Origin of the sequence: Nocardia brasiliensis (assembly GCF_011801125.1) — a bacterium.
In the GTDB taxonomy this organism is placed as follows: Bacteria; Actinomycetota; Actinomycetes; order Mycobacteriales; family Mycobacteriaceae; genus Nocardia; species Nocardia brasiliensis_C.
The window spans coordinates 2,133,921-2,154,126 of record NZ_CP046171.1 but is presented as its reverse complement, the minus strand read 5'-3'; the positions used below and the strand labels follow the sequence as shown (position 1 = coordinate 2,154,126).

The 20,206-nt window shown below is 68.9% G+C and carries 24 protein-coding genes; 6 read left to right on the top strand and 18 right to left on the bottom strand.

The genetic code is table 11. From position 1 onward, the window contains the following. Positions 1-32: 32 nt before the first annotated feature. Positions 33-629 carry a TetR/AcrR family transcriptional regulator gene (locus F5X71_RS09700; RefSeq protein ID WP_167461639.1) on the top strand — a complete coding sequence of 199 codons (597 nt, stop codon included), beginning with the start codon at positions 33-35 and terminating at the stop codon, positions 627-629. A gap of 27 nt (positions 630-656) precedes the next feature. On the opposite strand, the gene F5X71_RS09695 is transcribed toward F5X71_RS09700, so the two are convergent. Beyond that, positions 657-932, bottom strand: coding sequence for a YggT family protein (locus tag F5X71_RS09695; RefSeq protein ID WP_167461638.1), 276 nt, complete (start codon positions 930-932; stop codon positions 657-659). A gap of 254 nt (positions 933-1,186) precedes the next feature. On the opposite strand from F5X71_RS09695, the gene F5X71_RS09690 reads away from it, so the two are divergent. Further along, positions 1,187-1,618, top strand: a complete 432-nt coding sequence (locus tag F5X71_RS09690) for a hypothetical protein (protein ID WP_167461637.1) — start codon at positions 1,187-1,189, stop codon at positions 1,616-1,618. A gap of 32 nt (positions 1,619-1,650) precedes the next feature. Here F5X71_RS09690 and F5X71_RS09685 read toward each other — a convergent pair whose 3' ends face one another. From F5X71_RS09685 to recO, 7 genes are all read right to left on the bottom strand, one after another. After that, positions 1,651-2,256 (bottom strand): response regulator transcription factor, encoded by a 606-nt coding sequence (locus tag F5X71_RS09685; RefSeq protein ID WP_167461636.1) that lies wholly within the window; start codon positions 2,254-2,256, stop codon positions 1,651-1,653. Positions 2,257-2,328: 72 nt separating this feature from the next. After that, positions 2,329-3,510: a sensor histidine kinase gene (locus F5X71_RS09680; protein WP_167461635.1), complete on the bottom strand. Its 1,182-nt coding sequence runs from the start codon at positions 3,508-3,510 to the stop codon at positions 2,329-2,331. A gap of 192 nt (positions 3,511-3,702) precedes the next feature. After that, positions 3,703-4,488: an ABC transporter permease gene (locus F5X71_RS09675; protein WP_167461634.1), complete on the bottom strand. Its 786-nt coding sequence runs from the start codon at positions 4,486-4,488 to the stop codon at positions 3,703-3,705. Between the two features lies 1 nt (position 4,489). Continuing rightward, entirely contained in the window at positions 4,490-5,413 is a 924-nt protein-coding gene (locus F5X71_RS09670) for an ABC transporter ATP-binding protein (RefSeq protein ID WP_167461633.1), read from the bottom strand. 115 nt (positions 5,414-5,528) lie between these two features. Further along, positions 5,529-5,939: a YbjN domain-containing protein gene (locus F5X71_RS09665; RefSeq protein ID WP_167461632.1), complete on the bottom strand. Its 411-nt coding sequence runs from the start codon at positions 5,937-5,939 to the stop codon at positions 5,529-5,531. Between the two features lie 14 nt (positions 5,940-5,953). Then, on the bottom strand, positions 5,954-6,664 hold the full coding sequence (locus F5X71_RS09660) for an isoprenyl transferase (RefSeq protein ID WP_238815983.1): 711 nt from the start codon (positions 6,662-6,664) through the stop codon (positions 5,954-5,956). Positions 6,665-6,838: 174 nt separating this feature from the next. Next, positions 6,839-7,591 carry a DNA repair protein RecO gene (gene recO, locus F5X71_RS09655; protein ID WP_167461631.1) on the bottom strand — a complete coding sequence of 251 codons (753 nt, stop codon included), beginning with the start codon at positions 7,589-7,591 and terminating at the stop codon, positions 6,839-6,841. A gap of 168 nt (positions 7,592-7,759) precedes the next feature. Between recO and F5X71_RS09650 the strand changes: the two genes are divergently transcribed. Then, positions 7,760-8,140, top strand: coding sequence for a DUF1870 family protein (locus tag F5X71_RS09650; protein WP_167461630.1), 381 nt, complete (start codon positions 7,760-7,762; stop codon positions 8,138-8,140). A gap of 1 nt (position 8,141) precedes the next feature. Here F5X71_RS09650 and F5X71_RS09645 read toward each other — a convergent pair whose 3' ends face one another. From F5X71_RS09645 to F5X71_RS09635, 3 genes are read right to left on the bottom strand one after another with little or no spacing between them, the layout of a single operon-like run. After that, positions 8,142-8,600: a hypothetical protein gene (locus F5X71_RS09645; RefSeq protein WP_167461629.1), complete on the bottom strand. Its 459-nt coding sequence runs from the start codon at positions 8,598-8,600 to the stop codon at positions 8,142-8,144. A 58-nt stretch (positions 8,601-8,658) separates the two neighbouring features. Beyond that, positions 8,659-9,258: a TetR/AcrR family transcriptional regulator gene (locus tag F5X71_RS09640; RefSeq protein ID WP_167461628.1), complete on the bottom strand. Its 600-nt coding sequence runs from the start codon at positions 9,256-9,258 to the stop codon at positions 8,659-8,661. Next, positions 9,245-10,111 (bottom strand): alpha/beta fold hydrolase, encoded by an 867-nt coding sequence (locus F5X71_RS09635; protein WP_167461627.1) that lies wholly within the window; start codon positions 10,109-10,111, stop codon positions 9,245-9,247. The genes F5X71_RS09640 and F5X71_RS09635 overlap by 14 nt, the downstream gene beginning before the upstream one ends. A gap of 219 nt (positions 10,112-10,330) precedes the next feature. On the opposite strand from F5X71_RS09635, the gene F5X71_RS09630 reads away from it, so the two are divergent. Beyond that, positions 10,331-11,776 (top strand): amidase, encoded by a 1,446-nt coding sequence (locus tag F5X71_RS09630; RefSeq protein ID WP_167461626.1) that lies wholly within the window; start codon positions 10,331-10,333, stop codon positions 11,774-11,776. Between the two features lie 24 nt (positions 11,777-11,800). Here the strand turns inward: F5X71_RS09630 and F5X71_RS09625 are convergent, their stop codons facing one another. After that, positions 11,801-12,286: a phospholipase A2 gene (locus F5X71_RS09625; protein ID WP_167461625.1), complete on the bottom strand. Its 486-nt coding sequence runs from the start codon at positions 12,284-12,286 to the stop codon at positions 11,801-11,803. 266 nt (positions 12,287-12,552) lie between these two features. On the opposite strand from F5X71_RS09625, the gene F5X71_RS09620 reads away from it, so the two are divergent. After that, complete coding sequence (locus F5X71_RS09620; RefSeq protein ID WP_238815812.1) at positions 12,553-13,344, top strand: lysozyme; 792 nt, start codon at positions 12,553-12,555, stop codon at positions 13,342-13,344. Between the two features lie 9 nt (positions 13,345-13,353). Here F5X71_RS09620 and era read toward each other — a convergent pair whose 3' ends face one another. The 6 genes from era to F5X71_RS09590 all read right to left on the bottom strand — a co-directional run bounded on the left by era (position 13,354) and on the right by F5X71_RS09590 (position 18,780). Further along, a complete protein-coding gene (gene era, locus F5X71_RS09615; protein ID WP_167461624.1) occupies positions 13,354-14,271 on the bottom strand; it encodes a GTPase Era in 918 nt (305 codons plus the stop codon). After that, positions 14,264-14,644, bottom strand: coding sequence for a cytidine deaminase (locus F5X71_RS09610; protein WP_167461623.1), 381 nt, complete (start codon positions 14,642-14,644; stop codon positions 14,264-14,266). Before F5X71_RS09610 ends, era begins: the two co-directional genes overlap by 8 nt. Then, complete coding sequence (locus F5X71_RS09605) at positions 14,641-15,999, bottom strand: hemolysin family protein (protein ID WP_167461622.1); 1,359 nt, start codon at positions 15,997-15,999, stop codon at positions 14,641-14,643. Before F5X71_RS09605 ends, F5X71_RS09610 begins: the two co-directional genes overlap by 4 nt. After that, the gene (gene ybeY, locus F5X71_RS09600; RefSeq protein ID WP_014982750.1) at positions 15,996-16,550 is read right to left on the bottom strand and encodes an rRNA maturation RNase YbeY; all 555 of its coding nucleotides are present in this window, start codon (positions 16,548-16,550) and stop codon (positions 15,996-15,998) included. The genes F5X71_RS09605 and ybeY overlap by 4 nt, the downstream gene beginning before the upstream one ends. Before the next feature lie 74 nt (positions 16,551-16,624). Further along, positions 16,625-17,686 carry a PhoH family protein gene (locus F5X71_RS09595; protein WP_167466344.1) on the bottom strand — a complete coding sequence of 354 codons (1,062 nt, stop codon included), beginning with the start codon at positions 17,684-17,686 and terminating at the stop codon, positions 16,625-16,627. A gap of 158 nt (positions 17,687-17,844) precedes the next feature. After that, complete coding sequence (locus tag F5X71_RS09590; RefSeq protein WP_167461621.1) at positions 17,845-18,780, bottom strand: LysR family transcriptional regulator; 936 nt, start codon at positions 18,778-18,780, stop codon at positions 17,845-17,847. A 147-nt stretch (positions 18,781-18,927) separates the two neighbouring features. Here F5X71_RS09590 and F5X71_RS09585 point away from each other — a divergent pair, with 147 nt between their 5' ends. Next, a complete protein-coding gene (locus tag F5X71_RS09585; RefSeq protein WP_167461620.1) occupies positions 18,928-20,160 on the top strand; it encodes an MFS transporter in 1,233 nt (410 codons plus the stop codon). Positions 20,161-20,206 lie beyond the last annotated feature (46 nt).

Here is a 20,206-nt window from a genome sequence, read left to right as displayed (position 1 = left end):
TCAAGAACGGATGTTCGTTTTACTTTGGAGGCATGCCGAAGGTCAGCGAAGAACACCTGGAACGCCGCAGGCAGCAGATCCTCGACGCGGCACAGCTGTGTTTCGCGCGCAAGGGCTTCCACGAGACGTCCATGCAGGACGTCTTCACCGAATCAGGACTGTCGGCCGGCGCGGTCTACCGCTACTTCAAGAGCAAGGACGAGCTCATCGCCGCGCTCGCCGGGCAGACCTCGGTCGGCCTGCGCGCGGTGATGGGCCAGTTGATCCACGCCGAGCCGCTGCCGACCCCGGATCGATTGGTCGGCGCGATCGCCGAGCACATGGTCGCGCAGAGCGGGCCCGACGGTCCCCTGCGCTTGGCGCCGCAGGCGTGGGCGCTGGCACTCGTGCATCCCGAGGCCGCGGTGTACGTCAGGGAGGCGGTCCTCGGCATCCGCGACCGCATGTACGAGTACACCGAGTTGATGCACGACGCGGGCTGGCTCGCCGACGATGCCGACCTGCGGGCGGTGTCCGTGGCCATCATGGGCATCCTGCCCGGATTCATCTTGCAGCACTTGATCATCGGCGACGTCGATCCGGAAACGCTGGCGCGCGGCGTGCGCGCGCTACTCCCCTACGGCGGGTAGCGACCCCGATGACCGGTGCGGCGCCGATCAGAGACCGAACGCGACCGAGCGCAGGATCAACGCGGCGACGAACACCACGGTGAACGCCAGGTCGATCGCGAGTCCGCCCGCGCGGATCGGCGGCAGCACCTTGCGCACCGGCGCGAGCACCGGCTCGGTCGCCGCGTGCGTGACCTGCCGCGCCTTGCCCGCCCATGCCGGACCGCCGCCGAGCACGCCGATCCAGTCGAGCACGAGCCTGGCCAGCATCAGCAGGATGAACACCGTCAAGGCGTAGCCGAGCAGCGTCCCGATGAGACTCATACCGAACTCCTTCGTGGTGGCCGGGTTGGCCGTCTACCCGGATCAACGCCGGGCACCCGGCAAAAGTGTCCGCTTTGCCAGATTCTCAGTGGGCTATCAGGCCCGCATGGTGCGCGAAGTGCGCTGGTCACGGGCGACGACTACGCCGCATGGGCCGGTCCCCGCCGCACCGCCCATTGATCTCGGCCAGCGCCTGTGCAAGTGTCGGGCGTGCCCCAGCCAGGGGAATTCGTTGTCGGAAGGAAGAATTTGTCGTGATCTTCTCGACCAAAACCGCCGCCGCGGTCACGGCGTTCGGCGCGGTGACGGCCGCGCTCGCGCTGACCGCGCCCAGTGCGAGCGCCTCGGTGTCCCGGATCGAGGTCTCGCCCGGGCTGAGCTTCGGTAGCTCGGGCGCGTCGCTAGGCGCGGGTTGCTCCTACACGGTCACCGCCACCGCGAAGCCGGGCGCGACGGTCGTGTTCCTCGACGAGGTCGACGGTGCGCGCACCGACACCACGTTCAAGCCGGTCGGCCCGGTCGCGGACGCGTCGGGCAAGGCGAGCACCGTGTGGACGCCCGCCAAAAAGGGCGAACACAAGATCTGGGCCGCCGAGTACGTGCAGGGCGAGACCTACACCCTCACCACGGTGACCGTCGCAGGCTCGGGCATCGGGGCGGGCCCCGCCTGCGTCGTGCTGGGCTAGGCCCTGCTACCCGCGGCGAAGCCGTCCGACATTCAGAGCCAGCCGAGACGTTCGGCGGCACGGACGGCTTCGGCGCGGGTGCTGGTTCCGGTTTTTCCGATGGCCGCCGAAAGATGGTTGCGGACAGTGCCTTCGGACAGATGCAGCCGTTTCGCGATGGCCCCCGCAGTGGCGCCGTCGGCCGCGGCGGCGAGCACTTCGCGCTCCCGTTCGGTGAGCGGTGACGTACCGGCGGTGAGCGTCTCGGCCGCGAGCGCCGGATCGACCACCCGCAAACCCAGCTGCACCCGCCGCACGGCATCGGCGAGTTCCCTTGCCGGAGTGTCCTTTACGACGAATCCGTCCGCACCCGCATCGATCGCGCGGCGCAGGTAGCCCGGCCGGCCGAAGGTGGTCACCATAAGGATGCGTACACCGGGATGCGCGGCGTGAACCTGTGCGGCGACGGCGATCCCGTCCAGGCCGGGCATTTCCACGTCCAGCAGCACCACGTCGGGATTCGTGCGGCCGACGGCCTCGAGCACCTCGTCACCGCGGCCCACCTCGCCCACCACCTCGAGGTCGAACTCCAGTCCGAGCAGCGCGGCCAGCGCGCCGCGCACGAGCGCCTGGTCGTCGGCCAGTAGCAGCCGGATCATCGGTCCCACTTCCTGTTTCGGGTAGCTGCGGTGGACATCACACCGCGATTACTGGCCCGGCGGGCCGCGTCCTCAGCCGGGCACACTCGCGCAGACACGCAGACCCCCTCCCTCCGGTGTGGCGAGGGTCAACGTGCCGCCCGCCGCACGCACCCGCTCCCGCAGGCCGGTCAGCCCCGAGCCCGAACCCGCGACCGCGTCGATACCGCGGCCGTCGTCGACCACCTCGATGCTGGTGGCGCTCACCCGCACGGTGCAGTGCCGCGCGGCGCTGTGCCGGATCACGTTGGTCACCGCCTCGCGCAGCACCCAGCCGAACAGCTCGCCATGTGCCGGATCGGGCACCTCCGCCGGCAGATCAGCGGCAATATCGGCGGCCGCCAATGCCGTTCTCGCATTGGCGAGTTCGCCGCGCAACGTCACCTCGCGCAAGCCGCCGACGGTCTCGCGCACCCCGGCCAGAGCCTCCCGCGCGAGCCGCTCGACATCGGCCATCTCGGCCTTCGCCCGCGCTAGATCCACCTCGGCTAGCCGTTGCGCCAGTTCGGTTTTCACCGTGATCACGGTGAGCGAATGACCGAGGATGTCGTGCACGTCGCGGGCCACCCGATTACGCTCCTCGACCAGTTCGAGCTCGGCGCGCTGCCTGCGATTCAACTCGGCAAGCCGTTCCCCGCGCACGCCGAGCTGACGAGCCAGCCAGATCCCCACCGGGACGAAGGCGAGATAGAACGGCACGTCGGCCAGCTCCGTGCGCGGGGCGAGGATCGGCACCAGCAGCAGCGCGACCAGCACCACGAGCACGACGTAGCCGGATTCGCGCAGCGGCAGATGGAAGATCGCGACCACCGCGACGTAGATCGCGGTCGGCAGCGCGGTCGCGCCGAGCGTCGTCACCAGGGCGATGTGCAGGCCGACCAGCAGGGCCAACACCACCCAGATCCGCCGGTCGATCGGCTGGTCCAGCACGAGATCGCGGGGCCCGCCACGGCGGAACACCAGGAACGAGCCCGCGACGAGCGCGGCGAAGCCGATCAGGATCAGCCCCGCGAGCACGGCGTCGCCTTCCTCGCCGCGCGTCCAGCGCCGCACGATCGGCGGAATCAGCCAGGTCAGCCAGATCATGGCGATGAACAGCCCGAACCAGCCGCGCCGCCGGGCACCCGCCGCGTACGACGGGTCGTCGAGGGCGCGATCGATGAGCCCGGACACCCCCGCCGTCCGGACCGCGCGGAGCCGGTTCGTCAGTCTCATGCCGCGCCTCCGGTATGGGCCGGGTCGACGAGCGCGCTGCGGGCATGGTGAGCGATCACGAGGACTGACGGTACCGAATCCGGCTCCGTCCACTGCCTGCGCCGACGCTCGAGCACCGATCCACTCGTCCCCTTCATTCGCGTTCTCTCCTTTCACGACGACCCGGCGCACTCCGCACGGCAAGCACCGACCTCAGCGCGCCGTATCCCGGCGGAACAGCAACGCCGACCCGCCGATGAACAGCGCCGCCCACACCACCACATTCAGCGCGCCCACGGCGATCGATCCGGCGTCGGTGTCGCCGAAGGGAATTCGCGCCAGCGTCGCGACACCGTTGGTCGGGAACACCCGGGAGACGGTGTCGAACCAGCCGTGCAGCGGGACGAACAACCCACCCGCGAACGACAGCACAGCGAGCACCGGACCGAGCAGCTGCATCACATTCTCCGAGGGCAGCAGGTAGCCGACGAACAACCCGAACGCGGCGAAGACCAGCGAGGTGAGCCAGGCGAGCAGGAAGCAGCTCACCCAGGCGGCCGGGGTGAGCCGCGCGCCGAGTACCCCGCCGACCACGAAGACCGCGGTCACCGACACCAGCCCGAGCACCATCGCCACCGCCACCTTGGTGGCGATGTAGGCGACGGGATGCAGTGGCGTGAGCCGCAATTGGCGACTCCACCCCTGTGCCCGTTCGATCGCCACCATGGCGCCGCCGCTGGTGGTCGCGAGCATCGCGCCGTACACGGCCATCGACACCATCACGTAGCCGGTCACATTGCCCGAGCCGTACGGCTGGGTCCGGAAGTCGGATTGCAGGCCGAAGATGACGAAGAACAGCGGCGGAATGAGCAGGGTGAAGATCATCGTGCGCCGGTTGCGCAGCATGCGACGCAGCTCGACGCGCAGGAAACCGAAGCTGAAACCGCCGAGTGGCGTCGGTCGGCGGTCGGAAGCGGGCTCTGCGGCAAGGGTAGTCATGTCAGTTCTCTCCGGTCGTCAGCGCGAGGAACGCGGATTCGAGGTTGTGCGAGGTGATTTCGAGATCGACGGCCGCGGTCTCGGTGAGCAGGTAGCGGGCCACCGCGTCGGAGTCGCTGGTGTGCACGAGGATTCGGTCGCCGCGCAACTCCACCTCGTCGACGCCGGGAAGCGCGCGCAGACCCGGCGGCACGGCGGGCAAGGTGGCGCGCACCGCCCGGCCCGAAGCCAGATTCTTGATCTCGGCGGCGCTGCCGTCGGCCACCACTCTGCCGGCACGGACCAGCACGATCCGGTCCGCGTAGGCGTCGGCCTCGTCCAGGTAGTGGGTAGCGAACACGACGGTGCGCCCGCGCGCGGAATCCTCGCGCATCGCGTTCCAGAAGTCCCGGCGCCCTTCGACATCCATGCCGGTGGTGGGTTCGTCGAGCACGATCAGATCCGGGTTCGGCAGCAGCGCGAGCGCGAACCGCAACCGCTGACGTTGCCCGCCCGAGCACTTGCCGACGAGTCGGCCTGCGATCTCGCCGATACCCGCGCGCGCGAGCACCTCCGCGACCGGCCGCGGGCTCGCGTACAGGGTGGCGACCAGCCGCACGGTCTCGGCGACGGTGAGGTCGGGTAGCAGCCCACCGGATTGCAGCACCGCCGAAATGCGGCCCACCGCAAGCGCTTGCGCCGGGGTGCCGCCGAAGAGCGCGACACTGCCCGCGTCCGGTGTCGTCAGGCCGAGCACCATGTCGAGCGTGGTGGTCTTGCCCGCCCCGTTCGGCCCGAGAAAGGCGACGATCTCGCCGGGCTCGATCACCAGATCCAGCCCGTCCACGGCCCGCACCGCGCCGCCGCCGGGCAGCGCGAAGCTCTTACGCAGGTCGCGCAGTTCGATCGCGGGCGCGGCCGAGCGCGATGTCAGTGCTGATGTCATGACTCAACACTCGCGCACCGGGGCGCGCCGCACCCCACATGACTGTCACGTGTCGCGCATGACAGTTGTCATGGGTGCGCCGATTGCTCGCATTCCGGACGGACCGGGCGCGAACTCAGGGCACCAGACCCTGGCGGGCCTTCCCCGCACCGGAGAGCACGAGCACCAGCATGGTGGCGAGGGCCTGATCGTCCAGGCCCGCGGCCGGGAAGGTGTAGCGCAGGATGATGTCGGCGAGCTTGTCGTGACCGATCACGGTGAGCGAGCCGAACTGCAGCGCGTTGTTCCGTTCGGCGACGCGCTTGTGCAGTTGCGCGTTCATCGGCCGATCCCAGGCCAGCACGCAGGTGAGCGTCAGCACGTCGAGGCCGGGCGCGAGGTTGACCGCCCGCAGCGAGCACAGCGCGCCCTCGTACTCGAAGCCGATCGAACCCTCGGGGTCGACGCGCACGTCGATGTCGTAGTACGAGAGGGAGGCGCCCGCGCGCGCCTGCAGTTCCTGTTCCGGAGTCACCGATGATTCCATGTCTGTGCCGCCGTTCACTTGGTACCGCCGAAGCGTCGGTCACGCGAAGCGTACTCGAGGCAGGCGTCCCACAGGTTGCGCCGGTCGAAATCGGGGAAAAGGGTGTCCTGGTAGACGAATTCGGCGTAGGCGGACTGCCAGATGAGGAAGTTCGAGCTACGGAACTCACCGGACGGGCGCAGGAACAGGTCGACATCGGGCATGTCCGGCTCGTCGAGGAATCGCGCGACCGTCGCCTCGGTGACCTTCTCCGGATCGAGTTCCCCCGCGGCCACCCGGCGCGCGATTTCCCTTGCCGCATCGGCTATTTCGGCGCGGCCACCGTAGTTGACGCACATGGTGAGGGTCATCACCGTATTGTGCTTGGTCATCTCCTCGGCGATCTCGAGCTCGTTGATCACGCTGCGCCACAGCCGGGGCCTGCGGCCCGCCCAGCGCACCCGCACTCCCATCTCGTGCATCTCGTCGCGGCGGCGCCGGATCACGTCCCGGTTGAAGCCCATGAGAAAGCGCACCTCGTCGGGACTGCGCCGCCAGTTCTCGGTGGAGAAGGCGTAGGCCGAGAGCCACTTCACGCCCATCTCGATGCAGCCCTCGACGGTGTCCATCAGCACCGCTTCGCCGCGCTCGTGTCCGGCCGTGCGCGGCAGACCGCGCTCCTGCGCCCACCGGCCGTTGCCGTCCATCACCAGCGCGACATGGTTCGGTACCAGCTCGGCCGGGATAGCGGGCGGACGAGCCCCCGAAGGATGCGGCGAGGGCGGGCGAACGGTGCTGGTCGCGACCGACCGTGCGGGGTTCGGCCTGGTCGCGGTGGAGGAGTCTCGGCGCAGGATCACGGCCCCTATCCTGCCTGATGGTTGTGGAGACCCTGTGTCGGTCTCCGTCCAGCCCCCTGATCAGGCAGGCGAGCCGACCGCCCTGGACCGCTCGATCAGCGGCAACGTGCGCAACTGCCGCTCCAGATGCCATTGCAGATGCGCGGCGACCAAGCCGCTGGCCTGCCTGCGCACCCCCTCCGGCACCGCCTCGACGTACTCCCATTCACCGCGCAGCAAGGCGACCAGCAGATCAAGCACGCCCGGTGCCGGCGTGGCCGCACCGGGCGGACGGCAGTGCACACACACCGCGCCGCCCGCCGCGACATGGAACGCCCGATGCGGGCCGGGGGTCGCGCACTTGGCGCACTCGTCCAGCGCGGGCGCCCAGCCCGCGAATCCCATGGCGCGCAACAGGAACGCGTCCAGGATCAGCTCGTGCGGGCGCTGCTTGGCCGCGATGGCCCGCAGCGCGCTCGCGGTGAGCGCGTGCAGCCGCGGCGCGGGCGCGCGCTCCTCACCGGCCAGCCGCTCGGCGGTTTCCAGCACCGCACAGGCGGTGGTGTAGCGGCCGTAGTCGTCGATGATGTCGGCGGCGAAGGCCTCCACGGTGTGTACCTGGGTGACCACGTCCAACGTGCGACCGGGATGCAACTGCACGTCGATGTAGGCGAACGGCTCCAGCCTGGCCCCGAACTTCGACTTGGTCCGGCGCACCCCCTTGGCCACGGCACGCACCAGACCGTGCTGCCGGGTCAGCAACGTGACGATGCGGTCCGCCTCGCCCAGCTTGTGCTGGCGTACCACCACCGCCACATCCCGATACAAACGCACGCCTCATCCTCCCATGAACACCCGACAGCCCTCGGCAGGCGCGCACCCCCTATGCCGGTCCGGCGCCAGTAGGGGTTGATCGACCAGTCCCGGCGAATCCACCATTACCGCCCGATGCCCTGTCCTATTCTTTTCCTCTACCGCACTGTTGGGGAGGGGTTTTCACAGTTGGACGACCTACTTGGCACCGGAACCGCCGCCGGTTTCCGGGCCACCAGAGAGTTACTCGGCCTGCCGGTGCCATGGTGCGCGCGGCTGTTCGCCGTGGCCGAGCGCACCGTGGAGCGTTGGGAGAAGGGCGCGTTCCAGATCCCCGACACGGCGGCGCGTGAGCTCGCCGAAATCGCCGACGAAACCGAGCAGGTCATCGACGCGATGGTCGACGCGATCGGCGCGGGCGAGATCTCCCCGCGCTTACATACCTACCGGACCAACGACGACTACTGCAGGCACGAGCCGGGCACCCGCTACCCGGCCACCTGGCACCGCGCCGTCTGCGCCCGGGTCATGGTGGAGTTACCGCAGGTCGAGCTGCAGTTCGTGGAGTAGCTCAGCGATACAGCGTGGGTTCGACGACCAGTTCGAACACCGGCGTCCGCACCTGTATCGGCCGCAACGCGGTCGCGTCGAGTTCGGCGGGTCGCGCGCCCGCCCCTTCGAACAGGCAGTGTCCGTTCGGGTTGAGCACCAGCGTGCGACCGTCTGTGCCGGGCACCGTGACGCGAGCCGCGCCCTGGATCTCGAACGCGGTGTTCGGCGCGACCGGAATCAGGTCGTGCGCCCAGGGCGCGAGGTAGGGGTGCGCTCGGACGGTCGTCGTGTCCGGCCCGCGCTCGACCTCCGGCGCGGGCACCTGGATCGGCGAAAACCCCGGCGTGAGCACCGGATCGCCGAGTTCACCGGTGCCGTTCGGGGCCTGCGCATAGTCGGGCGTCAGGGGCTGAGCCTGCGCCGCACCGACCAGACCGAAGCCGACCGCGAGGCCGACACCTATCGCTACGAGCTTCATGCGGCCGATTCTGTTCGCGCGAGCGCCGCGGCACGACTATTGCGCTCGAGCTGATCGGTCAGTTCCGCAGCAGGCCGGAGATCAACAGCAGCACCGACTGCTGCGCCTGCGCACGGGCGGCCTCGGGGTCCGCCGCGTGCGCGATGATCAGCGCCGCCTCGCTCAACGCGCTGAGCACGAGTTGACCGAGCACCTGGACCGGGGCGTCCGCGATCAGCCCGGCGGCACGGGCGCGCTCGAGCTGTGCGGTGATCAGGCCGAGGCCGTGCCTGCTCTCGAATTCGCGCCAGGCCTGCCAGCCCAGCACCGCGGGCGCGTCGGTGAGCGCGATCCGCAGCATCGGCGGGCGCTGGCAGATCTCGAGGAAGAGCCCGAGGCCGGCCGTCATCGCGGCCAGCACGTCGTCGGAATCGACTGCGCCGATGGCGGATTCGATCTCCGCGGTGGTCTCGATCTCGATCTGTTCCAGCACCGCGAGGAACAGACCGCGTTTGTCGCCGTAATGGTGGTGCAGCGCGCCGCGGGTGACCCCGGCCTCGGTCACGAGCTCTTCCGCCGAGGTCGCCGCGAAGCCGCGCTCGGTGAACAGGCGACGTCCGGCCTGTTCGAGCGCGGCCTTGGTGGTGCGGGAGCGATCCTCCTGGCTACGGCGTGGCATGCAGCTGAGTGAACTCCAAGATCGCCGCGGTGAGCAACTCGGGCTGATCCTCCGGGAGCAGCGTGTACGCGTCGTCGACGACCTTCAGGGTCGCCTGCGGCAGGTCGCGGGCCAGCCGTTCGGCGAACGACATCGGGAAGACCCGATCCTCGCGGGCCCAGACCAGCAACACCGGGAAGCGCACCGTGGCGAACTGTTTCGCGGCGTCGAGGGTGTATTCGCGGCGCGCGGTCTTCAGGAACAACCGCAGGTCTTTGCGCACCCCGGCGGACCTGCGGCTCGGCAGCACGTACGAGTCGACGATCGCGCGCGGCGGCAGTCGCTTGACCACCAGGCCGAACACCAGCGGTGTGCGGTGCAGCGCCCGAATCCGCATCGCCTCCAGCAGTGGACGCAGCGAACCCGGCACCCACCCCAGCCAGCCCAACGCGGTGAACGGCGCGGGCAGGAAGCTCTCGTAGCTGTCCACCGCGGCCAGCACCACCCGCCCGATCCGGGTCGGATGCCGGGTCATCAGTATCTGGGTGATCGCGCCGCCGGTGTCGTTGGCGACAATCGTGACGTCGGTCAGCTCGAGCCGCTCCAGGAAGGCCGCGATGAGGTCGGCCACCCCGGTCGGGGTCAGGTCCGCGTCGGGCACCGGAATCGAGTGCGCGCCGAGCGGCCAATCGGGAGCCAGGCAGCGGTAGCCCGCGGCGGCGACGCCGGGCACCACATTGCGCCACAGGTCCGCGTTGACGAGCAGACCGTGCACGAAGACGACGGGCGGCCCCTCCCCTGTCTCGTGGTACCGGACGCGGCCGCCGGGCAGCTCGACCTCGCGTGTCGGCCCGAGTGCGGTGCTGGTTCCCATCGTGTCCTCCTCGTGTCGCGATACCCAACAATTACATACATACCGTATGTATGTCTAGAGGGCGGCGCCACCGGGTCGCGCGGTTCGCACGCAGTCATCAAGGGCACCAAGGGAACTCATTCACATGCGGGAGTGGCGCGGACCCGGAACAGAGGCGGACTAGTCGCTTGTCCAGGTTCGCGCTACGGTTTCTGCCACAGCCGACGAGACGGAGCTCACATGACCGCCACCGATCCCACCCGGCCGCCGACCGCACCGCAGACTGGCGAGCTCGGACTGACCGACCTCGCGGCCGCGATCGCCCGCGGCACGCTCAGCTCCGTCGCCGCGGTGGGCGCCGCGCTCGATCGCATCGAGGCCGCCCAACCGACGCTCAACGCGTTCCGGATCGTGCGGCGCGAGCGCGCGCTGGCCGAGGCCGCCGACGCCGACGCCCGGCTCGCGGCGGGCGAACGACTCCCCCTGCTCGGCGTGCCGGTCGCGGTGAAGGACGACACCGACATCGCGGGCGAGCCGACCGCGTTCGGGTGCGGCGGTACCTTCCCGCCGAAAACCGAAGACGCCGAATCGGTTCGGCGGCTGCGCGCGGCAGGCGCGGTGATCGTCGGCAAGACCAACACCTGCGAACTCGGACAGTTGCCGTTCACCAGCGCGGCCGCCTTCGGACACACCCGCAACCCGTGGGCCGCCGACCGCACGCCCGGCGGTTCCTCCGGCGGCTCGGCGGCCGCCGTCGCGGCCGGATTGGTGCCCGCCGCACTGGGTTCCGACGGTGCGGGCTCCATCCGCATCCCCGCCGCGTGGACCAACCTCGTCGGCATCAAACCGCAACGCGGCCGCATCTCCACCTGGCCGCACGCCGAGGCCTTCTACGGTCTCACCGTGAACGGCCCGCTGGCCAGGACCGTCGCCGACGCCGCGCTGCTGCTCGACCTCGCCGCGGGCGCCCATCCCGGCGACCGGCACACGCCTGCACCGATCGCGGCCACCGACGCCGTCGGGCGCGACCCGGGACGACTGCGCATCGCCCTCTCCCTGCGCATTCCGTTCACCGCCACCCGCACCACGCTCGACCCGCAGGTCGCGGCCGCGGTCCGCCGGGTCGGCGACACGTTGCGCGCGCTCGGCCACACCGTCACGGTCGCCGATCTGCACTACGGACTGCTGATCGGCGCGTCCTTCCTGCCGCGCTCGATGGCGGGCATCCGCGCGGTGCACCGGAACATGCCCGGCGCCGAGGTGGATCCGCGCACCATCGCCAATACCCGCCTCGGCAGGCTGCTCGACGGTCCGGCACTGTTCGCCGCGCGGCAGGCGGAACCGCTGCTGCACAAGCGGATCGGCGGCTTCTTCCGAGACTACGACCTGGTGCTCGCGCCGACCACCGCGACACCGCCACCGCACGCCGAAGACATCGACGGCATCGGCGTGCACGCCACCAACAACCTGATCACCGCCGCCTGCCCCTACACCTGGCCGTGGAACGTTCTCGGCTGGCCGAGCGTGAACGTCCCCGCGGGCTTCACCGACGCGGGCCTCCCCGTCGGCGCCCAGCTGATGGGCACCGAGGCCGCCGAACCGCTCCTGATTTCCGTTGCCGCCCAACTGGAGTCGGAGCTGCACTGGGAACGGGACCGACCGGCGCCATGGTGGACGGCGGCCTGACGCCGCCCGGTGCGCGCCGGCGGGTCAGTCCAGGTGTGTGACAGTCACGGCGGCCCAGTAGATCTCAGCGGTGGCCTTGCAGGTCTGTAGGGCGGTGCCGGAGGTGCCGTAGGCGTAGACGCAGTTGGTGATCATGTCGGCGCGTAGGGCACTGTTGCAGGCGGTGTAGTCGGTGCCCGCGGCGTCGGCGCGGTCGTAGCACATGTCGTGGCGGGCGCAGGGGCCGCGGAAGTCGGCGGCGAAATAGCTGTCGGGGGCCGAGGTGCAGTAGTCATGCCGGGCAACGGGTTTGAGCTTCGTGTTGTACACGTAGTCGCTCGGCACGCCGACGAACGCCGTCGCCATCGAACGTGACCGCGGGACCGGGTCGCCCGGGTACACCTTGGACGCCGCCTCGGCTGCGGGATCGAGCGGATATTCCGGCGTCGGGGTCGCGGCCGCGTAGCCGACGGTCAGGAGCAACGCGGCGGGAACGGTGAGACAGACGAGAGCCACATCACGGATCCTCATGCCGGTTACCTGACACGGCGCGTATTGCCGAAGCCGACCGATTCGACTAATAGCGTGTTAACCCTGCCTTAAATCGTCGACTGTACGTCGAAGGTCGCGCGAGCTCCAGATTCGTTCCAGTGACCCTCTATCGACCCGAATTAGCGTCACGTCCGCCTCCGCGATTGAGCAGCACCGCAACCATTTTCATCCGAGGCCGCGCCACCTCCATGTCGAATCGGTGAACTCCAGAGGGGATATCGGTGATTCTCAACAAAAGACGCATATTGTCCGCCACATTGTTCGCGAGCCTGGCCACCCTGCTCGTGACCGCCCCGGGCGTCGCGGATCCGGCACCCACCGAGCAGGGCGACGACCATACGCTTGGCTCGCAGATCGTGGTGCACGAGGGCGCGGGCGCAGGCGACCCCAGCCAGGAACGGTCGTTGGCCGCGGGCTCGGTGGAGGGCATCGACGTGTCCCGGTATCAGGGCGATGTCAATTGGAAAAGCTATTGGGACAACGGAGTTCGCTTCGCCTTTATCAAGGCGACCGAGAGCACCAACGTGACCAACCCATACTTCGCCTCCCAGTACAACGGATCGTACAAACAGGGTTTGATCCGCGGCGCATACCATTTCGCCATACCGAGCAGTTCGAGCGGAGCGAGCCAGGCCGATTACTTCATCGCGCACGGCGGCGGCTGGTCCCGCGACGGCAAGACGCTGCCGGGCGCGCTCGACCTCGAATACAACCCGTACGACAAGAACAACCAGTGCTACGGCAAGTCGCAGAGCCAAATGGCCTCGTGGATCCACGATTTCAGCAATCGATACCACGGCACGACCGGTCGCTGGCCGGTGATCTACACCTCCACCAGCTGGTGGAGCCTCTGCGTCGGCACCGCGGGCGATTTCAGTGCCGACAGCCCGCTGTGGGTGGCCCGCTACAACTCGACTGTCGGCGCGCTGCCGTACAACTGGCGGGTGTACAGCTTCTGGCAGTACACCTCGACACCGCTGGACAAGAACCGCTTCAACGGTGACCTGTCGCAGTTGCAGGCGATCGCCAACGGCTGATCGGCGCGCCTAGAAACCCAGCCTGCCCAGCTGTTTCGGGTCGCGCTGCCAATCCTTGGCGACCTTCACATGCAGGTTGAGATAGATGCGAGTGCCAAGGATGTGCTCGATCTGCTTGCGCGCGTTGGTGCCGACCTCCTTGAGCCGAGCCCCACCCTTGCCGATGATGATCGACTTCTGGCTCGGTCGTTCGACATACAGGATCGCGTGCACGTCGAGCATGTCTTCGCGCTCCTCGTACGGCAGGACTTCCTCGATCACCACGGCGAGCGAGTGCGGAAGCTCGTCGCGCACACCCTCGAGGGCCGCCTCGCGGATGAGCTCGGCCATGAGGGTTTCCTCCGGCTCGTCGGTGAGCTCACCGTCGGGGTAGAACGCCGGCCCCTCGGGCATCTTCCCCGCGATGACGTCGACGAGCACTTCGACCTGCTCGTTCTTGACCGCCGACACCGGAACCACGTCGGCTTCCGGACCGAGCAGCTGGGACAGGGCAAGCAGTTGCTCGGCAATCTGGTCCCGGCCCACCTTGTCGATCTTGGTGACCACGCCGAGCACGGTCGTCTTCGGCGCCATCTGCTTGATCTGCTGCACGATCCAGCGATCGCCCGGCCCGATCTTCTCGTCCGCGGGCACGCAGAGCGCGATCACGTCGACTTCCGAATACGTATCGCGCACAAGGTCGTTCAGTCGCTGGCCGAGCAGGGTGCGGGGCCGGTGCAGACCGGGTGTGTCGACCAGGATCAGTTGCGCATGGTCGCGATGCACGATGCCGCGAATGGTGTGCCTGGTGGTCTGCGGACGCGAGGAGGTGATCGCGATCTTCTGCCCGACCAGCGCATTGGTCAAGGTCGACTTGCCGGTGTTCGGCCTGCCGACGAAACAGACAAACCCGGAACGGAATTCGGCGTCGCCCCGGCCCTCAGCCACCGCGCACCTCGCCTGCGGGCTGGGCGTCGACCGCGAGCTGGGCGTCGTCGACGATCTCGAAGACCGCGCCGTCCCGGTCGGTGAAGATGATCTTGGCCGCCGGCGACACCTCACGCACCGCCGTGACCCCGTAGTCGGACAACCGACCGCTGACCACCACGGCCGCCTCGAATCCCTCGGCGCCACTGGAGATCGCGGCCGCCACCGCCGCCTGCAGCGCGGTCAGCCGCAGGGCGCTCAGCCCCACCTCGCCCGCGGCGTAGGTGCGGCCGTCGGTGTCGCGGATCGCCGCGCCGCTGGCGCCGCCGGTGCGTCCCATCGCACCGCGCGCCAGGACGAGCAGCTTGTTGTCCTCGGGATCCAATTCGGTCATTCGGAGTCTCCGTCCTCATGTCGGCCGACCGGGGTGTCCCGATCCGATCCGTTGCCATTGCGTTTGCCGTTCGACTTCTCGCCGTCCGCGTCCTGCGGCTCGTCGGTCGCCTCGCGTACCACCACGGTGTGCACCCGGACCCGGCCGCGGGTATCGGCGCCACCCTCACCGCGCAGTACCAGGCCGTGCACCACGATCTCGGCGCCGGGCAGCGGGACGCGGCCCAGCTCGTGCGCCATCAGCCCGCCGACGGTGTCGACGTCCTCTTCCTCGATGTCGAGCCCGTACAGCTCGCCGAGGTCCTCGACCGGCAGCCGCGCGGACACGCGGTAGCGGCCGTCCCCCAGGTCCTCGATGGGCGGGGTCTCATCGATGTCGTATTCGTCGGCGATCTCGCCGACGATCTCCTCGAGCACGTCCTCGATGGTCACCAGGCCCGCGATACCGCCGTATTCGTCCACCAGCAGCGCCATGTGGTTGCGCCTGCGCTGCATCTCGTCGAGCAGGCTGTCCAGCGGCTTGGAGTCCGGCATGAACACCGCGGGCCGCATCACCTCGCGCACCAGCACCTGGCGGCCGCGTTCGGCATACGGCACAAGGTCTTTCAGATACACGACGCCGAGGATGTCGTCCACGTTCTCGCCGATCACCGGGATCCGGGAGTGCCCCGAGCGCACCGCGAGCGACATCGCCTGTGCCGCGGTCTTGTCCGCCTCGATCCACACCATCTCGGTGCGCGGCACCATCACCGCGCGGGCGGCGGTGTCGCCGAGTTCGAAGACGGACTGGATCATGCGACGTTCGTCGTCGGCCACCACGCCGCGCTCACCGGCCATCTCGACCACCTCGCGCAGCTCGATCTCCGACGCGAACGGACCGTTGCGAAAACCCTTACCCGGGGTGATCGCGTTACCGAGCAGGATGAGCAGGCGGCTGAGCGGGCCGAGCAACGCGCCGATGAACTGCAGCGGCAGCGCGGCCGCCAACGCGATCGAATAGGCGTGCTGCCTACCGAGGGTGCGCGGACCGACGCCGATCACCACGTACGACACCAGCACCATGACGATCGCGGTGACCAGCAATCCCCAGTCGTCGACCCAGACCGCGATCAACGCGGCGGCAAGCAGCACGGTGGCGCCGATCTCGCACAGGATGCGCAGCAGCACCATGAGATTCACGTAGCGGGCGCGGTCGGCGACGATGCGGCTCAACCGGACCGCGCCGGGGCGATCGGCGCGCACCATGTCGTCGACCCGGGCGGGCGAGATGGTGTTCAGCGCCGAATCGACGCCCGCGAACACGCCGCCCACCGGAACGAGCAGGACCGCGAGCAGTATCAGGGTCAGCGAACTCACGCGGGGCCCAGTGCGTCACCCGGTGTGGTGAAGCCCGCCTTCCCCAGCAGCCTGGCGTCGCGGGCGGCGAGTTCGGCGCGGCGCTGCGCTTCGCGCAGGCTCTCGTACCACTCCTCGAGCAGCCGGGCCTGCAGCGCGAACATCTCCTTCTCCTCCTCCGGCTCGGCGTGGTCGTAGCCGAGCAGGTGGAGCACGCCGTGCACGGTGAGCAACGCGAGCTCGTGGTCGAGCGAGTGGCCTGCCTTGCGCGCCTGGCCCGCGGCGAATTCGGGGCACAGCACGATGTCGCCGAGCATCGACGGACCGGGCTCGGGGCTGTCCGGACGTCCGCCCGGCTCGAGCTCGTCCATCGGGAACGACATCACGTCGGTGGGGCCGGGCAGGTCCATCCAGCGCATGTGCAGGTCGGCCATGGTGTCGAGATCGACCAGGACCATCGACAGTTCCGCGGCCGGGTGCACGTCCATCCGGGTGATCACGAAGCGCGCGACACTGACCAGATCTTCTTCGGGTACGTCGATACCCGACTCGTTGGCGATCTCGATGCTCACCCGGTCAGCCTAATGCCGCAGGTCGACACCCGATGCCGTTGGGTGTCGACCGAACGACCGACATGTGACGCAATTCAGCGCCGATCGCTCCGACTCGCCGCCCTGCGCTGGGCCCGGTTGCCCGGGTAGTGCGGGCCGACCTGCGGCCTGGCCTCCGCCTCGGCCCGGTCGTAGGCGTCGACGATATCGGCGACCAGCCGGTGCCGGACCACGTCGCTGCTGGTGAGCTGGGCGAAGTGGATGTCCTCGATATCGGTGAGGATCTCGCTGGCCGCCCGCAGCCCGGAGCGGGCGCCGGTCGGCAAGTCGACCTGGCTGACGTCGCCGGTCACCACGATCTTCGAGCCGAAGCCGAGCCGGGTGAGGAACATCTTCATCTGCTCGGCCGTGGTGTTCTGCGCCTCGTCGAGCACGATGAACGAGTCGTTCAGCGTGCGACCGCGCATGTAGGCCAGCGGCGCGACCTCGATGACTCCGGCCGCCATCAGCTTCGGGATGGCCTCGGGGTCCATCATGTCGTGCAGCGCGTCGTAGAGCGGGCGCAGGTACGGATCGATCTTCTCGTTGAGCGTGCCGGGCAGGAAGCCGAGCCGCTCCCCCGCCTCCACCGCGGGACGGGTCAGGATGATCCGGGTGACCTGCTTGGTCTGCAACGCCTGCACGGCCTTGGCCATCGCCAGGTACGTCTTACCGGTACCGGCCGGACCGATGCCGAACACGATGGTGTTGGCGTCGATCGCGTCGACATAGCGCTTCTGGTTGAGTGTCTTGGGCCGGACGGTCTTGCCGCGCCGGGACAGGATGTCCAGGCTGAGCACCTCGGCCGGGGAGTCCGAGGAACCTTCCGTGAGCATCGATACGGTGTGCCGCACCGCCTCCGGGGTCACCACTCGGTTGCGGCCGGTGAGCGCGACGAGCTGTTCGATCACCCGCTCGGCGAGCGCGACGTCGGCCGCCTTGCCGGTCAGGGTGACGGAATTGCCACGGACATGGATGTCCGCGTCGAGCAACTCTTCGAGTTCACGCAGATTCTGATCTGCCGAACCGAGGAACGGGAACACGGATTCGGGGGCGAGTTCGATACTTGAACGCACGGTACGTGCTGCGGGCCCCGAGCCGCTGTCTTCGGCACCGATTCCGGTTGCGGAGGTAGTCGGGTCGCCGATCTCGCCTTGTGTTCTCAAAAGTGGCTACAGCCTGCTTTCCGGTCTCGACGTGCTGCTGTGTTGAGGAAAGTTTAACGCGCCCCACCGACACCGCCCAGTGAATAAGCCGCTAACGGAGGGACCAGTGATCACTGGATTCCCCGCCGCCGCTGCGCCCAATCCTCGGTGAAATCACGAAAGCGTCGCGCTGCTCCCGACGTCGGTGTCGCGGCCGACCACACCAGCCCGACCTCCCTGGTCGCGCCCGCGTCGGCAAGCGGTATCAGCATCGGCCCGGTCAACCGCACCTGCGGCTGCACGCCCGCCACCCGTGGCGAACTCGCGGGCCCCGGATCCTCCTCGGGCAGCACCCCGACCCCGAGACCCGCCGCGACCAGGCCCGCGACAGTGACCAGGTCGCTGGCCTCGAAGGCGATCCGCGGGCGCAGGTCGGCGGCGGCACACAGCTGATCGACGATGCGGCGCATGCCGAAACCGGGGTGCATCGCGATGAAGTCCTCGTCGGCCACCTCGTCGAGGCGCACCTGTTTACGACCCGCGAGCCGATGGTCGGCGGGCACCGCCAGCGCGAGCCGCTGGCGCAGCAGGCCGCGCCAGCCGATGCCGGACATGGTCGGGCGCGGCGAGACGATGCCGAGGTCCGAGGTTCCGCCGAGTACATCGGTGGCCACCATTTCCGCCGGTCCCTGCCGCAGCGCGAAACCTATTCTGGCCGAACGCCGCCGGAATTCACCGACTAGTTGCGGCACCAGCCAGCCGCCGAACGAATGCAGAAACGACAGGCGCACAACCCCGTTGGCGGGATTGTTCAGGTCCGCGATGGACTTGGCCGCGGTATCGAGTTCGGATTGCGCGCGGCGGGCCTGCTCGTAATAGATGCGGCCGAACTCGTTGAGCACGATGCGTTTTCCGCGGCGATCGAACAGTTCCACCCCGAGTCTGCGTTCCAGCCTGCCGAGCATGCGGGACAGGGTCGGCTGCGCGACGTGCAGGCGTTCGGCCGCCGCGCCGACCCGCTCCAGCTCGGCGAGCGTGACGAACCACTCCAGATCCTCGCTCAGCACCAGACCCACCTCCAGAGGTGACGAGTGTCACAACCCGTCGCAAGACCACTACCTGCGCAAACTGTGCTCGCTATATGCACATGGCGCATGGATTTCACCATTATTATTCATTTCCCTTCGGAAGGGCCGAGCGCGATCCTGAAACCCATGACCCTGACGAAGACCCGGCCCGCCGCCGGGGGTCGCAGCACGCACGAACGCCGGATCGCGGCCGCGCTGTTCGCGGCGGGGCTGGCCACCTTCGCCACCATGTACAGCGCGCAGGCCTTGCTACCCAGCCTGTCCGAGGCGTTCGACGCCACGCCCGCCCATGCGGCGCTTGCGGTTTCGCTCACCACCGGGATGCTCGCGCTGGCCATCATCCCGGTGAGCGCGCTGTCCTCCCGGATCGGCCGCACCAGGGTGATGACGATGTCCGCGGTGACCTCGGCGGCGATCGGACTGCTGCTGCCGTTCAGCCCGTCGCTGGAGGTGCTCCTGGCGGGCCGGGCACTGCAAGGACTGACCCTGGCCGGCGTGCCCGCCGTGGCGATGGCCTATCTCGCGGAGGAGATCGGCAGCGCGGGGCTCGGCGCGGCGATGGGTGTCTATATCGCGGGTACCAGCATGGGCGGACTGGCCGGACGCGTGATTCCGGCGTTCACGCTCGGCCTGGGTTCGTGGCGCTGGGCCGAGGCCACCATCTCGGTGGCGGCCGCGGTGTGCACGATCTGGTTCGTCCGCAGCCTGCCGCCCTCCCGCGGTTTCGTCGCGCGGCCCGCCGGAATCCGCACGGTACTGGGCGATCTCGCGAGCCAGCTCCGCCACCGCGGCTTGCTCGCGCTGTTCGGACTGGCCCTGGTCCTGGTCGGCACCTTCGTCTCGCTGTACAACTTCCTCGGCTATCGACTGACCCAGCCACCCTTCGAATTGCCCGACGCGGTAGCGGGTTTGGTATTCCTGCTCTACCTCGCGGGCACCGCGGTGGCGACCGTCGCGGGCCGACTCGCCGATCGCATCGGGCGCCACCGCGTGCTCGCCGCGACGGTGGTGCTCATGGGCGTCGGACTGGCGCTGACCATTCCGGACAACCTGATCGCGCTCATTCTCGGCATGTCCCTGTGCACCGCGGGCTTTTTCGGTGCGCACACGGTGGCGAGCGCGTGGGTCGGCGTGCTCGCTTCGGGCAATCGCGGCGCCGCCTCGTCGCTGTATCTGTTCTCGTTCTACGTCGGCAGCGGAGTCGTCGGCGGCGCGGCCGGCATCGCCTACACCCACCACGGCTGGCCGGGACTCGTCGTCGCGGTGGCCTGCCTGCTCGTGATCGCCGCACTGCTGGTGTGCGCCTTGGCGATTCGCCAGCGTTCGGCCGCACCCGCCTGCGCCCCGCCGACCCCGTAATTTATCTCGAATTGATAACTTTACCGAGCGATCACTCGGCAAGCAT

Bases quoted from the DNA above. Each gene is read 5' to 3' on its own strand.
- F5X71_RS09700 (WP_167461639.1), top strand. From the start codon at position 33: ATGCCGAAGGTCAGCGAAGAACACCTGGAACGCCGCAGGCAGCAGATC.
- F5X71_RS09640 (WP_167461628.1), bottom strand. From the start codon at position 9,258: ATGCCACGCCGTAGCCAGGAGGATCGCTCCCGCACCACCAAGGCCGCG.
- F5X71_RS09680 (WP_167461635.1), bottom strand. From the start codon at position 3,510: ATGAGACTGACGAACCGGCTCCGCGCGGTCCGGACGGCGGGGGTGTCC.
- F5X71_RS09665 (WP_167461632.1), bottom strand. From the start codon at position 5,939: ATGGAATCATCGGTGACTCCGGAACAGGAACTGCAGGCGCGCGCGGGC.
- F5X71_RS09670 (WP_167461633.1), bottom strand. From the start codon at position 5,413: ATGACATCAGCACTGACATCGCGCTCGGCCGCGCCCGCGATCGAACTG.
- F5X71_RS09675 (WP_167461634.1), bottom strand. From the start codon at position 4,488: ATGACTACCCTTGCCGCAGAGCCCGCTTCCGACCGCCGACCGACGCCA.
- F5X71_RS09635 (WP_167461627.1), bottom strand. From the start codon at position 10,111: ATGGGAACCAGCACCGCACTCGGGCCGACACGCGAGGTCGAGCTGCCC.
- F5X71_RS09585 (WP_167461620.1), top strand. From the start codon at position 18,928: ATGACCCTGACGAAGACCCGGCCCGCCGCCGGGGGTCGCAGCACGCAC.
- F5X71_RS09645 (WP_167461629.1), bottom strand. From the start codon at position 8,600: ATGAAGCTCGTAGCGATAGGTGTCGGCCTCGCGGTCGGCTTCGGTCTG.
- F5X71_RS09625 (WP_167461625.1), bottom strand. From the start codon at position 12,286: ATGAGGATCCGTGATGTGGCTCTCGTCTGTCTCACCGTTCCCGCCGCG.
- F5X71_RS09685 (WP_167461636.1), bottom strand. From the start codon at position 2,256: ATGATCCGGCTGCTACTGGCCGACGACCAGGCGCTCGTGCGCGGCGCG.
- F5X71_RS09695 (WP_167461638.1), bottom strand. From the start codon at position 932: ATGAGTCTCATCGGGACGCTGCTCGGCTACGCCTTGACGGTGTTCATC.
- F5X71_RS09630 (WP_167461626.1), top strand. From the start codon at position 10,331: ATGACCGCCACCGATCCCACCCGGCCGCCGACCGCACCGCAGACTGGC.
- F5X71_RS09610 (WP_167461623.1), bottom strand. From the start codon at position 14,644: ATGACCGAATTGGATCCCGAGGACAACAAGCTGCTCGTCCTGGCGCGC.